Origin of the sequence: Sphingopyxis sp. USTB-05, assembly GCF_023822045.1 — a bacterium.
GTDB lineage: Bacteria > Pseudomonadota > Alphaproteobacteria > Sphingomonadales > Sphingomonadaceae > Sphingopyxis.
The window spans coordinates 4106160-4120098 of record NZ_CP084712.1 but is presented as its reverse complement, the minus strand read 5'-3'; the positions used below and the strand labels follow the sequence as shown (position 1 = coordinate 4120098).

11 protein-coding genes are annotated in these 13939 nt (G+C 65.1%); 7 read left to right on the top strand and 4 right to left on the bottom strand.

All coding sequences use genetic code 11. The features are described from left to right. Positions 1-9 precede the first annotated feature (9 nt). The 4 genes from rplO to KEC45_RS18985 all read left to right on the top strand — a co-directional run bounded on the left by rplO (position 10) and on the right by KEC45_RS18985 (position 3550). A complete protein-coding gene (gene rplO / locus KEC45_RS19000; RefSeq protein WP_083436013.1) occupies positions 10-531 on the top strand; it encodes a 50S ribosomal protein L15 in 522 nt (173 codons plus the stop codon). 206 nt (positions 532-737) lie between these two features. Then, the gene (secY, locus tag KEC45_RS18995; RefSeq protein ID WP_062186292.1) at positions 738-2111 is read left to right on the top strand and encodes a preprotein translocase subunit SecY; all 1374 of its coding nucleotides are present in this window, start codon (positions 738-740) and stop codon (positions 2109-2111) included. Between the two features lie 48 nt (positions 2112-2159). Then, a complete protein-coding gene (locus tag KEC45_RS18990) occupies positions 2160-2813 on the top strand; it encodes an adenylate kinase (protein WP_193749234.1) in 654 nt (217 codons plus the stop codon). Positions 2814-2866: 53 nt separating this feature from the next. Beyond that, positions 2867-3550, top strand: a complete 684-nt coding sequence (locus tag KEC45_RS18985; RefSeq protein WP_062186294.1) for a hypothetical protein — start codon at positions 2867-2869, stop codon at positions 3548-3550. Here KEC45_RS18985 and KEC45_RS18980 read toward each other — a convergent pair. Together KEC45_RS18980 and KEC45_RS18975 are read right to left on the bottom strand one after the other, a co-directional pair. Beyond that, the gene (locus KEC45_RS18980; protein WP_062186296.1) at positions 3547-4074 is read right to left on the bottom strand and encodes a DUF177 domain-containing protein; all 528 of its coding nucleotides are present in this window, start codon (positions 4072-4074) and stop codon (positions 3547-3549) included. The two genes, KEC45_RS18985 and KEC45_RS18980, sit on opposite strands and share 4 nt — an antisense overlap. Then, entirely contained in the window at positions 4071-4604 is a 534-nt protein-coding gene (locus KEC45_RS18975) for a ubiquinol-cytochrome C chaperone family protein (RefSeq protein WP_252171249.1), read from the bottom strand. The genes KEC45_RS18980 and KEC45_RS18975 overlap by 4 nt, the downstream gene beginning before the upstream one ends. Positions 4605-4763: 159 nt before the next feature. On the opposite strand from KEC45_RS18975, the gene KEC45_RS18970 reads away from it, so the two are divergent. Continuing rightward, complete coding sequence (locus KEC45_RS18970; RefSeq protein WP_062187052.1) at positions 4764-5243, top strand: outer membrane protein assembly factor BamE; 480 nt, start codon at positions 4764-4766, stop codon at positions 5241-5243. Positions 5244-5298: 55 nt separating this feature from the next. Here KEC45_RS18970 and KEC45_RS18965 read toward each other — a convergent pair whose 3' ends face one another. Then, positions 5299-7563 (bottom strand): NADP-dependent malic enzyme, encoded by a 2265-nt coding sequence (locus KEC45_RS18965; RefSeq protein WP_252171248.1) that lies wholly within the window; start codon positions 7561-7563, stop codon positions 5299-5301. 130 nt (positions 7564-7693) lie between these two features. Between KEC45_RS18965 and mutS the strand changes: the two genes are divergently transcribed. After that, complete coding sequence (gene mutS, locus KEC45_RS18960) at positions 7694-10357, top strand: DNA mismatch repair protein MutS (protein ID WP_062186305.1); 2664 nt, start codon at positions 7694-7696, stop codon at positions 10355-10357. Then, the gene (locus tag KEC45_RS18955; RefSeq protein WP_062186307.1) at positions 10354-13113 is read left to right on the top strand and encodes a [protein-PII] uridylyltransferase; all 2760 of its coding nucleotides are present in this window, start codon (positions 10354-10356) and stop codon (positions 13111-13113) included. Before mutS ends, KEC45_RS18955 begins: the two co-directional genes overlap by 4 nt. Here KEC45_RS18955 and KEC45_RS18950 read toward each other — a convergent pair. Further along, on the bottom strand, positions 13110-13667 hold the full coding sequence (locus KEC45_RS18950) for a methylated-DNA--[protein]-cysteine S-methyltransferase (RefSeq protein WP_062186308.1): 558 nt from the start codon (positions 13665-13667) through the stop codon (positions 13110-13112). The genes KEC45_RS18955 and KEC45_RS18950 overlap by 4 nt on opposite strands. Positions 13668-13939 lie beyond the last annotated feature (272 nt).

Below are 13939 nucleotides of genomic sequence, written 5' to 3'. Positions count from 1 at the left end.
GCGAGTGCAATGACTATCAAGCTTAACGAACTTCGTGACAACAATGGCGCCCGCAAGGGCCGCATGCGCGTTGGACGCGGCATCGGCTCGGGCAAGGGCAAGACCGCCGGTCGCGGTCAAAAGGGCCAGAAGGCCCGTAGCGGCGTCGCGATCAACGGCTTTGAAGGCGGCCAGATGCCCCTTCACATGCGTATCCCGAAGCGTGGCTTCAACAACATCTTCGGCAAGGATTTCGCGATCGTGAATCTGGGCATGATCCAGAAGCTGGTCGACGAGAAGAAGCTCGACGCGAAGGCTGTGATCGATCACGCCGCGCTCAAGGCTGCCGGCGTTGCCCGTGGCGGCAAGGATGGCGTCCGTCTCCTCGCCAAGGGTGAAATCACCGCGAAGCTGAACTTCGCCGTTGCCGGCGCGTCGAAAGGCGCGATCGAAGCGGTCGAAAAGGCTGGCGGCAAGGTTGAATTGCCCGAACCCAAGCCCGAAGGCGAAGGCAAGAAGGCCCAGCGCCGCGCCAAAGCCAAGGCGGAATAATCAAGGCGAAGGGGCGGCTCGGAACACGGGTCGCCCTTCGTCGTTTGACGATCTGTTATTTCCCGTTCGATGCGAACGGATGATGCAGCCGGTATCGACGAGCTGCGTCGCAAAATAGGCCTTTCCCCTTGCGCTTCGTCACCGCCGAACGCACATAGGCGCCGGGTCGCGGGGGGCGCGGTCCGGAATATCCGAGGAAAACACCCATGGCCTCTCGCGCCGACCAGCTTGCTTCCAACCTGAACTTTTCGAAGTTCGGTCAGGCGACCGAACTCAAGAACCGCATCTGGTTCACGATCGGCGCGCTGATCGTCTTCCGTTTCCTGTCGTTCGTGCCGCTGCCCGGGGTCGACCCCGTTGCGCTGGCGTCGCTCTACAGCCAGGCCGCGTCGGGCGGCGTCCTCGACATTTTCAACACCTTCTCGGGCGGCAGCCTTGAGCGGATGAGCATCATCGCGCTCGGCGTCATGCCCTATATCACGGCGTCGATCGTCGTGCAGCTAGCGGCGGCCCTGTCGCCCAGCCTCGCCGCACTCAAGAAAGAGGGCGAAAGCGGGCGCAAGAAGCTCAACCAATATACGCGCTACGGGACGGTCGGACTCACCGCGATCCAGGGTTATTTCATCGCTGTCGGGCTCGAATCGCTCGGCGCGAGCCAGGGCATCGCCGCGGTCGTCGACCCCGGCATGTTGTTCCGCATCGGCGCGGTGATCAGCATCGTCGGCGGTACGCTCTTCCTGATGTGGTTGGGCGAACAGATCACCAGCCGCGGGATCGGGAACGGCGTCTCGCTGATCATCATGGCGGGCATTCTTGCCCAGTTGCCGCGCAGCTTCGCGCAGATGTTCACGCAGGTTCGTGAAGGCTCGATGGGCGGCGGCACGATCCTCGCCGTCGTCGGCGGCGCGATCGTCGTCATCGCCTTCATCAGCTTCATGGAACGTGCACAGCGCCGCGTCCTCGTTCAATATCCCAAGCGCGCGACGCAGCGCGGCGTGATGCAGGCGGACCGCAGCCACCTGCCGCTCAAGGTCAACACCGCGGGCGTGATCCCGCCGATCTTTGCCTCGTCGCTGCTGCTGATGCCGCTGACCGTCACTCAGATGATGGGCCAGAATGTTCAGGGCGACACCGCGACCGGCGATTTCCTGATCACGCTCAACCAGTATCTCGCGCACGGCCAGCCGCTTTATATGGCGCTCTATGCCGCGGGTATCGTCTTCTTCTGCTTCTTCTATGTTGCCGTGGTCTTCAATCCCGAAGAAACCGCCGACAATCTGAAGCGCCAGAACGGCTTCATTCCCGGCATTCGCCCGGGCAAGAACACCGCCGCCTATCTCGATTTCGTGCTGACGCGCATCACCGTGCTCGGTGCGGCCTATCTGGCGGCGATCTGTCTGATCCCCGAATATTTCATCGCGGGGTCGGGGTTGCCGTTCCAGCTCGGCGGCACCAGCCTGCTGATCATCGTGAACGTCACGATCGATACGATCAGCCAGATCCAGAGCCACATGCTCGCGCACCAATATGGCGACCTCATCAAAAAGGCCAAATTGAAGGGCGGCGTTGCGCGGCGTTGATCGCCAAGCTACGGCACTCGCGACACGGTAGGGCAAACAGGGGTCCCCATGACGCTGAATATCATTTTGCTGGGTCCGCCGGGGGCGGGCAAGGGAACGCAGGCGGTTCGGCTCGAAGAAGAGCATGGCATGGTCCAGCTCTCGACTGGCGACATGCTCCGCGCGGCGGTCAAGGCCGGGACGCCGATCGGCGTGCAGGCGAAAGCCGTCATGGACGCGGGCGAACTCGTCTCGGACGAAATCGTCTCGGGCCTGATCGGCGAACGGCTCGACCAGCTTGGCAGTGACGTCTCGGTGATCTTCGACGGCTATCCTCGCACCGCGGCGCAGGCCGAAGCCCTCGATGGCATCCTGTCGGCACGCGGCCGCAAGCTCGACCATGTGATCGAACTGCAGGTCGAGGAAGACGCGCTTGTCGACCGCATCACCGGCCGCTTCAGCTGCGCCAAATGCGGCGCAGGCTATCACGATCGATACAAGCTTCCCAAAGTGGACAATGTTTGTGACGTTTGCGGGTCGGAGGAATTCAAGCGCCGTCCCGACGACAATGAGGAAACGGTGCGCACGCGCATGGCCGAATATCGCGCCAAGACCGCTCCGATCCTGCCGATCTACGAAGCGCGCGGCATCGTGACGCACGTCGACGGAATGGCGCCGATCGACGAGGTCAACGACGCGATCGAAACGATCCTCGCGGGCTGAGGCTAGCCAGTCCTCCCAGCGCCGGTTATTGAGGCGCCAAGGGGGACAGGCTGATGGCATTTTCCAGTTATTTCGCGGGCGCGGCGACGATCGCGGCACTCGCTTTGGCGCCGGCCGCAAACGCCAAGGTCGTCGACCAGAGCGAGGCGGGCTTCACCGTCGCGCACACCGCACAGGTCGCCGCGACCCCCGCCGACGTGTGGAAAATGCTCCGCATGCCCGAAAGCTGGTGGTCAAAGGATCATAGCTGGTCGGGCGACGCCGCGAACTTCTGGCTCGATTCGCAAGCCGGCGGCTGCTTCTGCGAAAAATTGCCCGATACGGGTGCGGGCGTCGGCAGCGTTCAGCACGCGCGCGTCCTCTTTTCGAAACCGGGCCAGATGCTGCGCCTGTCGGGCGCGTTCGGCCCGCTGCAGGGCGAAGCGCTCAATGGCACGCTGACCATCCAGATCAAGGAAACCCCGACGGGCAGCGCGCTGCGCTTCGACTATGTCGTCGGCGGCTATATGCGCTTCAAGGTCGCGGATATCGCGCCCGCGGTCGACAAGGTGATCGGTGAGCAATTGCTCGGCCTCGCCAATGCGCTCGGCGGCGCGCTGCCGCCGACGCGCGACGAAAAGGCAGCGGAAAAGCCGAAATCGGAAACACCGGCGGCGAAGGAAGAGCCTGGGCTCGACGCCGCGGTCGCCGATCTGGTCGAGGAAGAAGCGAAGCCCGTCCCTGACGAAGGTCGTTAGGCGTCGGGCTTTCCGCGCAGCTTCGCTAAGGCCGCAAACGGCCCCGCGGCATCCTCGCTGAGTACGCCCTTTTCGGCAAGGATGCGGTCGGCGTCGGGATGGCGCGGGAACGGGTCGAGCGCGAGCGACAGCGTCTGCACGGCCGAATCGCCAAGATCGACCCTGTCGCCTTCGAGCGGGAGTAGGTCGAGATCCTCGCTTCCGATCTCGATCTCTTCATCTTCGCCCACCGGCGCATCGACATCGCGCAGAAAGCGGAGGTCGAAAGCTTCGTTGATCGTCGCCGGAACGGGCAGGTCGGTCGCGGCGCAGGCCTGTATGACATCGGCCCGCACTTCGCCTTTCGCGCCGATTCCGCCCGCGATCGCGCGGACTTCAGCGGTCAGTACAAAGCGGTCGATCGCAACCAGGCCGAGCCGCCGGGCGATCGCGTCGCGCGCGCCGGCATCGGCTTCGGCTGAAATGACGCGACCATGTGCTGCGTCGGCGAGCGTCACGACCAGCGGAAATTCAGGTGCGCTCACGCCCGCGCTCCGTCCAGCCGATCGGCGACGATCAGGTCGGACACTGGCGTTGCTGCAAGCTGGCTACGCAGCGATGCGACTTCCGCCATCACATGCGCCAAACCGGCCTCGTCCGGCTCCACCCCGCGCCACAGGTTGCGGACCAGTGCGGCGCGCAACTCGGCCGATCCGTCGGCCGAGCGATATGCGCCCAGCCGGCCGCCCAGCGCGCTCATCATCCGGCCCACCTGTTTGCCCACGACCATGTCGCCAAAGCCGATCTGACGCATCTGTCCGTCCATGTCGCCGACGAACAATTCGGTCAGTTGGACACCCGCGAGACCCTGTGCCGGTTCGTCGTCGATCCGGTGCAGGACGAGCGCAAGCACGAGGCTGATCATGTCAAACCTGCCGTCGAGCGTGTCGGGCACCGTACCTTGCGCATACCAGTGCGGCGCGCGCGCGGTTGCGACGACGGCATTCCACAGCGGGCGACGCGCCTCGCGCGGATCGGGTTCAGACGAGAATAATTTGCGAAGTGAAGAAAACATGCGGACCGCTTAGGCCGAATCACGTCATCGGAAAAGGGGCCTGAGTCAGCTTGGCGCAAGCTTTGCCGCGGCATAAGCCGCTTGTGCGCGCCGACCGCTTGCGGTTAAGAGGCGCGATTGCCAGCGCCCGCTTAAAAAGGGCGCAACGGAGATATGTTGATGCCGATCCATGAGCCCAAACTTTCCGCCCGTCCCGTGCGTCTGATCGTCGCCGGGCTGGCGCTCGCGCTGACCGTCAGCGGCTGTTCGCAGCTCAAGGGCCGGCAGGGCTATGTCGTCGACCCGCTGTTGACCGAAGCGATCACACCTGGCGTCGACAACCGCGAGTCGGTGGAAAAGACGCTGGGCCGTCCGACTTTCGTCGGCCAGTTCAGCAACAATGAATATTATTATGTGTCCCGCGAAACGCGCCAGCTCGCCTTCGCCAAGCCGCGCCCGGTCGATCAGCAAGTGCTGCGCGTCCGCTTCGATCCTGCTGGCAACGTCGCTGCGGTCGACCGTACCGGCCTCGAACTGGTGAGCCGGATCAGCCCCGACGGTGACAAGACGCCGACGCTTGGTCGTCATCGCAGCTTCTTCGAGGATATCTTCGGCAATATCGGCGCGGTGGGTGCGCCGGGTGCGCCCACCGGGCAGTAAAGCCTGCGATCTCTGGATTGGAAAGCGGCGGCGCCCAAGGCACCGCCGCTTTTTCTTATTGTGCGATCCCGCCTGCCGCCAGCACGGCGAGCGTGACAAGGTCCGACGCTGTCGATGCCATCGTCGCGACCTGCACCGGCTTTTCCATGCCGACGAGCATCGGGCCGATGACGGCACCGCCGCCGAGTTCGCGCAGCAGCTTCGCCGACAGGTTCGCCGACTGCAGACCCGGCATGATCAGGACATTCGCGGGGCCCGACAGGCGGCAGAAGGGATAATTCTTCATCACCTTCTCGTTCAGCGCGACGTCGGGCGCCATTTCGCCTTCATATTCGAAACCGGGCTTCCGCTGGTCGAGGATCGACACCGCCTCGCGAATGCTCTCCAGCCAGCTTCCCTCGGGATTGCCGAAGGTCGAATAGGATAGGAAAGCGACGCGCGGTTCGTGACCCATGCGGCGCGCGACCTGCGCGGTGCGTTCGGCGATATCCGCGAGCATTTCGGCCGTGGGCCGCTCGTTCACCGTGGTGTCGGCCATGAAGATCGTGTGATGTTGGTCGACCAGGATATGGATACCGAACGGCGTCTTGCCCTCGGCATGGTCGATCACGCGCCGGACTTCGCGCATCGACTGCGAATAGGTGCGTGTCGTGCCCGTGATCATCGCGTCGCCGAGCCCCATCTTGAGCAGCAGCGAACCGAAGATGTTGCGGTCGCGGTTGACCATGCGCTCGACGTCGCGGCGGAGATATCCCCGGCGTTGCAGCCGCTCATAGAGCATCTCGACCATCTGCGGCACATGCGGCGAATTGACGCTGTTGTGGACTTCGAAGCTTTCGGCATCGGCGACGCCCATCGCGCGCAGCTTGTCGTGCAGCCCTTCGCGCCCGACGAGCACCGGAATGCCGTAGCCGCCATCGCGGAACTGGATCGCGGCGCGCAGCACGACTTCCTCTTCGCCTTCGGCAAAGACGACGCGCTTCGGATTGTTGCGCGCGGCTTCATAGGCGAGCGTCAGGACCGAAGTCGTCGGGTTGAGCCTTGCGCGAAGCTGGGTGCGATATTCTTCGAGATTATCGATAGGGCGCTGCGCAACGCCGGTCTTCATCGCGGCTTCAGCGACCGCCGCGGGGACGATTTCCATCAGGCGCGGGTCGAAAGGCGAGGGGATGATATATTCGGGGCCGAAGCTCGACGCGCGCCCGCCATAAGCCGCGGCGACCTCCTCGGGCACCTGCTGGCGCGCGAGGTCGGCGATTGCGTATGCGGCGGCGATCTTCATCTCTTCGTTGATAGCAGTCGCATGGACGTCGAGCGCGCCGCGGAAGATGAAGGGGAAGCACAGCACGTTGTTGACCTGGTTCGGATAGTCCGAGCGCCCGGTCGCGATGATCGCGTCGGGGCGGGCTGCGCGTGCGTCGGGCGGCGAGATTTCGGGATCGGGGTTCGCCATCGCGAAGATGATCGGCGCGGGCGCCATATCCTTCACCATTTCGGGCTTCAGCGCGCCCGCGGCCGACAGGCCGAGGAACACGTCGGCGCCGACCAGCGCTTCGGTCAGGTTGCGCGCTTCGGTGGGCGCGGCATGCGCCGATTTCCACTGGTCCATGCTTTCGGTGCGGCCCTGATAGATGGTGCCCTTACGGTCGCACATGATGACATTTTCGTGCCGCACGCCCATCGCCTTGATCAGCGCGGTGCATGCAATCGCCGCAGCACCGGCGCCGTTCACGACGACCTTCACCGTCGCAAGGTCGCGGCCTGTCAGGTAACAGGCGTTGATCAGGCCCGCCGCGGTGATGATCGCGGTGCCATGCTGATCGTCATGGAACACCGGAATGTTCATGCGTTCTTTGAGCGCCGCTTCGATGATGAAGCAGTTCGGTGCCGCGATATCCTCGAGGTTGATGCCGCCAAAGCTCGGCGCGAGCAGTTCGACCGCTTCGATGAAACGCTGGGGATCTTCGGTATCGACCTCAAGGTCGATGGAATCGACGTCGGCAAAGCGCTTGAACAGCACCGCCTTGCCTTCCATCACAGGCTTCGAGGCGAGCGCGCCGAGGTTGCCGAGGCCAAGGATCGCGGTCCCGTTCGAAATCACGGCGACCAGATTGCCCTTGATCGTATAGTCGTAGGCCTTTGCAGGGTCCTCGGCGATGGCGTTCACCGGAACCGCGACACCGGGCGAATAGGCAAGGCTGAGGTCGCGTTGCGTCGCCATCGGTTTCGATGCGACGATCTCGATTTTCCCGGGCCGGCCATATTCGTGGTAAAGCAGGGCCTCGCGGTCCGAAAACTGCACCTTGCTGCCACTGTCCATCATTAATCCTCTCAACTGATCCACAAGATGCGCGCCCGAGCCCATTCCCTAGCGTCGCCTTGGCGAAATGGAACCCGCGAATCGCGTGGCATGCTTGCCACGGGCCCATATCCATACCAAAGCATGTCGCATGCCTGTCACCGCCCGCTCTGCCGCCAATTCGAATAATGTCGCCCCCGCCGCAACGCCGATGATGGCGCAATATTGGGCGCTGAAGGAAAAAGCGGGCGATTGTTTGCTCTTCTATCGCATGGGCGACTTCTTCGAACTGTTCTTCGACGATGCGAAGGCGGCCGCGTCGACTCTCGATATCGCGCTGACCTCGCGCGGTGAGCATGACGGCCAACCGGTGGCGATGTGCGGGGTGCCGGTGCATGCGGCCGAATCCTATCTCGCGCGGCTGATCCGCGCCGGTCACCGCGTCGCGATCGCCGAGCAGATCGAAACCCCGGCCGAGGCGAAGGCGCGCGGCGGATCGAAGGCGCTCGTCGCGCGCGACATCGTGCGCTTCGTCACCGCGGGCACACTCACCGAAGAATCGCTTCTCGAAGGGCGCAGCGCGAACCGGCTTGCTGCGCTCGCGCAAATCGGCAGCGACGGCGAGGTGGCGATTGCGGCCGCCGATATTTCGACCGGACGGTTCGAGGTTGTCGCTGTGGCCGCTCTGGCGGTCGATGCCGAACTCGCCCGGCTGGCGCCCTCCGAATTGTTGCTCAGCGAAAGTGCCGAAGACTTGCCGATATCCTCGGCGCGGCAGATTGTGCGCCGCCCGTCCGCGGACTTCTCCAGCACCAGCGCGCAAAAACGCCTCGAAACCTTCTTCGGGGTTCAGACGCTCGACGGTTTCGGGCAGTTCGGCCGCGGCGAAATCGCCGCGATGGGCGCGCTCGTTGCCTATCTCGATCATGTCGGCACGGGCGGCCCGACCTTTCTCCAACCACCCCTGCGTCATCTCGCCTCGGGCCGGATGGCGATCGACGCCGCGACGCGCGAAAGCCTCGAACTCGTCCGCACGATGGCGGGCGGCCGCGAGGGTAGCCTGCTCGGCACGATCGACCGCACCGTCACTGCGGCAGGCGCGCGCCTGCTGGCCGACGATCTCGCGAGCCCGTTGACCGACAGGGACGCGATCATCGACCGGCTCGACCTTGTCGATGGTCTCGCGCGCGATGCCTTGTGGCGCGGTGAACTGCGCGCGGCGCTGCGTGCCTTGCCCGACGCCGGGCGTGCGCTTGGTCGCCTCGTCGCGGGACGCGGCGGACCCCGCGACCTTGCGCAACTGCGCGATGCGCTCGGTGGCGCACGGCTTCTGCGCGAACGGCTCGCGCGCCGCGCCGATCTGCCGCCCTTGCTCGCGCGTCTCCTGCCGGGGCTCGACGGTCATGGCACGCTGGTCGACGAACTCAGCCGCGCATTGATCGAGACCCCGCCGGTCGATGCCGCGCAGGGCGGATATGTCGCCGAAGGATACGACCATGCGCTCGACGCGCTGCGCGAAACCGCGCGTGACGGGCGCAAGGCGATCGCCGCGCTAGAGGCCGACTATCGCGACCGCACGGGCATCGCATCGCTCAAGATCCGCCACAATGGCGTGCTCGGCTATCATGTCGAGGTGCCCGCGAAGCACGCCGATGCGCTGATGGCACCGGAATCGGGGTTCACGCATCGCCAGACGCTTGCGGGGGTCGTGCGCTTCAACTCGTCCGACCTGCATGAAGCTGCGAGCCGGGTGACGCAGGCGGGTGTCCACGCCGTTGCCGCTGAGGCTGCGCACCTCGAATCGCTGACCGACGCGGCCATCGCGCGGCGCGAAGCGATTGCTGCGAGCTGCGATGTCCTCGCGCGCATCGACGTTGCCGCCGCGCTTGCCGATCATGCAATGAGCCACAATTGGTGCCGCCCCGATCTCGCCGACGAGCCGTGCCTCGATATCGCGGGCGGTCGTCACCCCGTCGTCGAGGCCGCGCTTGCGAAATCGGGCGAGCGCTTCGTGCCGAACGACGTCTCACTGTCGCCGCGCGATCGCCTCTGGCTCGTCACCGGTCCGAACATGGGCGGTAAATCGACCTTCCTCCGCCAGAACGCGCTGATCGTCGTGCTTGCGCAGGCGGGCGGGTTCGTGCCGGCGGCGTCAGCAAAGCTCGGGCTCGTCGACCGGCTGTTCAGCCGCGTCGGCGCGAGCGACAATCTCGCGCGCGGGCGCTCGACCTTCATGGTCGAGATGGTCGAGACCGCGGCGATCCTGGCGCAGGCCACCCCGCAAAGCTTTGTCATCCTCGACGAGGTCGGGCGCGGCACCTCGACCTATGACGGGCTCGCGCTCGCCTGGTCGGTGGTCGAGGCGGTGCACGAGGTGAACAAGTGCCGCTGCCTCTTCGCGACGCATTATCACGAACTGACGCGTCTCGCCGAAACGCTGAACGCGCTGTCGCTCCACCACGTCCGCGCGCGCGAATGGCAGGGCGATCTGGTGCTGCTGCACGAGGTGGCCGAAGGCCCGGCGGATCGCAGCTACGGCCTCGCGGTCGCGCGGCTCGCGGGCGTTCCGGCGGGCGTGGTCAAGCGCGCAGAGGCGGTGCTCGCGAAGCTTGAGGCGGGACGCGAGGCGACCGGCGGGCTAGCCGCGGGTCTCGACGACCTCCCGCTCTTTGCGGCCACGCTTGCCGAGGCGCCTGCCGCGGTGAAGGATGCGCTGCGCGACGCGCTGGCGGGGATCGACCCCGACGCGCTGGCTCCGCGCGAGGCGCTCGACGCGCTCTACGCGCTCAAGCGGCTGATGGCGGACGAGGCATGAGCGACCTGTTCGACAACCTCGACCAGCGCCGTGCGATCATCGATCGCCGGGCGCTGGCGGGGCGGCTCGACGAGATTGCGGGCGAGACGAGCGACACCGGCAAACGTCGCCGCGCAATGGTCGACCTTCTCAAGGGCGCACTGGAAGCGGGCCGCGCAGAAATCGAACGCCGGCTGCTCGAACGCCCTTCGGCGGGCCGCGTTGCGGCGAACGCGACGGCATTCCTGATCGACCAGATCGTCCGCCTCAGCCACGATTTCACGACGGGTCATCTCTATCCCGCAAGCAACCGGTCGGCGGGTGAGCGGATCACGCTGATCGCGGTCGGCGGCTATGGCCGCGGCGAGATGGCGCCGCACAGCGATATCGACATCGGCTTCCTCACCCCGTTCAAACAGACGAGTTGGACCGAGCAGGTGATCGAGGCGCAGCTCTATACGCTCTGGGATCTCGGGCTGAAGGTCGGTCATTCCAGCCGCTCGCTCGACGAGATGGTGCGCGCGGCGAAAGAGGATCTGACGATCCGTACCGCGCTGCTCGAAGGACGCTTCATCTGGGGCGACCGCGACCTGTACGACCAGGCGTCGGCGCGCTTCGATGCGGAAGTCGTCGCAGGCAATGCCCGGGCGTTCGTTGCCGAAAAACTGGCTGAACGCGACGAGCGCCATAAGCGCATGGGCGATTCGCGCTATGTCGTCGAACCCAATGTGAAGGAAGGGAAGGGGGGACTGCGCGACCTTCACACGCTCTTCTGGATCGGCAAGTTCATCCACCGCGTCCGCACCGTGCCCGAGCTCGTTGACGCCGGACTCCTGTCGGGCCGTGAGCTACGTCAGTTCGAGCGCGCCGAAAATTTCCTGCTCGCGGTGCGCTGCCATCTCCATACGCTTGCGGGGCGCGCCGAGGATCGGCTGACCTTCGACTTCCAGCCCGAAATCGCGCGCCGGATGCATTTCGCCGATCGGCCGGGAAAGAGCGCGGTCGAGCGCTTCATGCAGCTCTATTTCCTCCACGCCAAAAGCGTCGGCGACGTCACCGGCACCTTCCTTGCGCATCTCGACGACCAGATGGCGGCGCGCGGACGCCGCTTCCTGCCGACGATCCGGCGGCGCCCCGGCAAGCTCCACGGCTTCGTCCTCGACCGTGGCCGGCTCGCGCTGCCGAGCGACGATTTCTTTCAGCAGGACCCCGTCCGGCTGGTCGAGATTTTCGCGCTCGCCGACAAACATGGCCTTGAAATCCACCCGCAAGCGATGCGGCAGGCGCGCCACGATGCGAAGCTGATCGACGCGCGCGGGGTGCGCCGCATCGCGCGTGCGAACGAACTGTTCCTCGACGTGCTGACCAGCCCGCGCGATCCCGAAACGGTGCTGCGCTGGATGAACGAGGCGGGGGTGTTCGGCCGTTTCGTTCCCGATTTCGGCCGTGTCGTCGCGCAGATGCAGTTCGACATGTATCATCATTATACCGTCGACGAGCATACGATCCGTGCGATCGGGCTGCTCGCGGACATCGAACAGAACCGGCTGGCGGACGATCATCCGCTGTCGACCGCGATCATGGACCAGATCCATTCGCGGCGCGTCATCTATGTCGCGGTGCTGCTTCACGACATCGCGAAGGGCCGCGGCGGCGATCATAGCGTGCTCGGCGCCGAACTCGCGCTCCGTGTATGTCCGCGACTTGGCCTCAGCGAGGCGGAGACTGAAACCGTTTCGTGGCTCGTGCGCTATCACCTCCTCATGTCGGCGACCGCATTCAAGCGCGATCTCGCCGATTTCAAGACGATCCTCGATTTCGCGCAGGTCGTGCAGTCGCCCGAACGCTTGCGCCTACTGCTCGTGCTGACCGTCGTCGACATCCGCGCGGTGGGACCCGGCGTATGGAACGGCTGGAAGCGCCAATTGCTCACCGAGCTTTACGATGCCGCCGAGGAGGTGCTGCGCCTTGGCCATAAACAGCGCGGCCGCGAAGCGCGGATCGAAAGCAAGAAGGAAGCGGTTGCGGCTCAATTCGGTTTCGACCGCAAGACCTTCGACAAGGTCGCGAAGCGCCTTCCCGAAAGCTACTGGATCGCCGAACCGGTTGAGGTCATCGCGGCCAATCTCGTCCATATCCGGCAGGCGGGCGATGCGCCGCTGCATATCGCTGCGGTCCCCGACGATGACCGCGGCGCGACGCTGGTGATGGTGCTAGCCGCTGACCATCCGGGTCTCTTTTATCGCATCGCCGGCGGCATTCACCTTGCCGGCGGCAACATCATCGACGCGCGCATCCACACGACGCGCGACGGGCTCGCGCTCGACAATTTCCTTGTCCAGGATCCGCTGGGGCGCCCGTTCGCGGAGGCGGGTCAGATCGGCCGGCTGACGCGCGCGATCGAGGATGCGCTCGCCAACCGCCATAAATTGCTGCCCAAGCTCGAGGCGAGGGCGCTACCGCGCACGCGCGCCGAGGCCTTCCGCGTTGCGCCCAACGTCTTTGTCGACAACAAGGCTTCCAATCGGTTTACGGTGATCGAGGTCAATGCGCAGGACCGCCCCGCGTTGCTCAACCAGCTTGCCTATGCGCTCTTCCAGTCGAAGGTCACGGTGCACAGCGCGCATGTCGCGACCTATGGCGAGCGCGCGGTCGACACATTCTATGTGACCGACCTGATCGGCGACAAGATCGACAGCGCGGCGCGCGTGAAAAGCCTGGAAAAACGCCTGCTCGAAGCAGCGACGAACCACAGCGAGGATGCCGTCGCGGCCTAGAAGTCAAAGCCCTGCTGAATCGGGGCAATGGCGAGGGGCACGCCTTCGAGTTCGAGCATCCGGGCCTTGGAGGTCGAGCCGCCCGGTGCAGAGAAGCCGCCGATCTTGCCGCCCGCCGCCAGGACGCGGTGGCAGGGGATGATCAACGGGACAGGGTTTGTCGCCATCGCCTGTCCGACCGCGCGGGCATGTTCGGGGCCGGCGTCCAGCGCCCGCGCGACGGCGCCATAGGTCGTCGTCTCCCCCCAGCCGAGCGTGCGGACGAAAGCATAGACCTGCGCGAAAAAGGGCGGCTGCTGACCCGGATCGACCGGGACCTCGAAAAACTCGATTCGTTCGCCATCGAAATAGCGGATTGCCGCATCGATCACCGCCGCGATTTGGGCCGGCGGTTCCGCGCGGACGGCAGCGGGCAAGCGGCGCAGGATCGACCATGTGGTTTCGGACGCGGCCGGCGCGGGCAGCCGCAGGGCCGTGACGCCGGCCTCCGTCCAGCCGATCGCCGCGACCCCGGCCACGGTTTCGAAAAGCTGATACTCGCTTTGCCCGGCCATGCCTGTTTCTCCGTCGTTGCCGAAGATATAGGACGGATAACGCCCAAGCCATAGCGGCCCGGAACAACTTGCGAACCGATCGACAGCTTTCGGGTGGGAAGCGGAAGTTCAGTCACCCGTTTCCTTCATCCCGGGCTTGACCCGGGATCCCGCTTTTTTGGCACACTCACTGGATGCGACTTCAAGCGGGCCCCGGATCAGGTCGAACGAGCCACATGTCTCATTCCAGAGCGACGAAGAAGGACAGGGAAACTTACGCGCGAAACCCGTCT

What these genes read in the sequence shown, in the direction of transcription:
- rplO (WP_083436013.1), top strand. Translation starts at nt 10, where the DNA reads ATGACTATCAAGCTTAACGAACTTCGTGACAACAATGGCGCCCGCAAG.
- secY (WP_062186292.1), top strand. Translation starts at nt 738, where the DNA reads ATGGCCTCTCGCGCCGACCAGCTTGCTTCCAACCTGAACTTTTCGAAG.
- KEC45_RS18990 (WP_193749234.1), top strand. Translation starts at nt 2,160, where the DNA reads ATGACGCTGAATATCATTTTGCTGGGTCCGCCGGGGGCGGGCAAGGGA.
- KEC45_RS18985 (WP_062186294.1), top strand. Translation starts at nt 2,867, where the DNA reads ATGGCATTTTCCAGTTATTTCGCGGGCGCGGCGACGATCGCGGCACTC.
- KEC45_RS18975 (WP_252171249.1), bottom strand. Translation starts at nt 4,604, where the DNA reads ATGTTTTCTTCACTTCGCAAATTATTCTCGTCTGAACCCGATCCGCGC.
- KEC45_RS18970 (WP_062187052.1), top strand. Translation starts at nt 4,764, where the DNA reads ATGCCGATCCATGAGCCCAAACTTTCCGCCCGTCCCGTGCGTCTGATC.
- KEC45_RS18965 (WP_252171248.1), bottom strand. Translation starts at nt 7,563, where the DNA reads ATGGACAGTGGCAGCAAGGTGCAGTTTTCGGACCGCGAGGCCCTGCTT.
- mutS (WP_062186305.1), top strand. Translation starts at nt 7,694, where the DNA reads ATGCCTGTCACCGCCCGCTCTGCCGCCAATTCGAATAATGTCGCCCCC.
- KEC45_RS18955 (WP_062186307.1), top strand. Translation starts at nt 10,354, where the DNA reads ATGAGCGACCTGTTCGACAACCTCGACCAGCGCCGTGCGATCATCGAT.
- KEC45_RS18950 (WP_062186308.1), bottom strand. Translation starts at nt 13,667, where the DNA reads ATGGCCGGGCAAAGCGAGTATCAGCTTTTCGAAACCGTGGCCGGGGTC.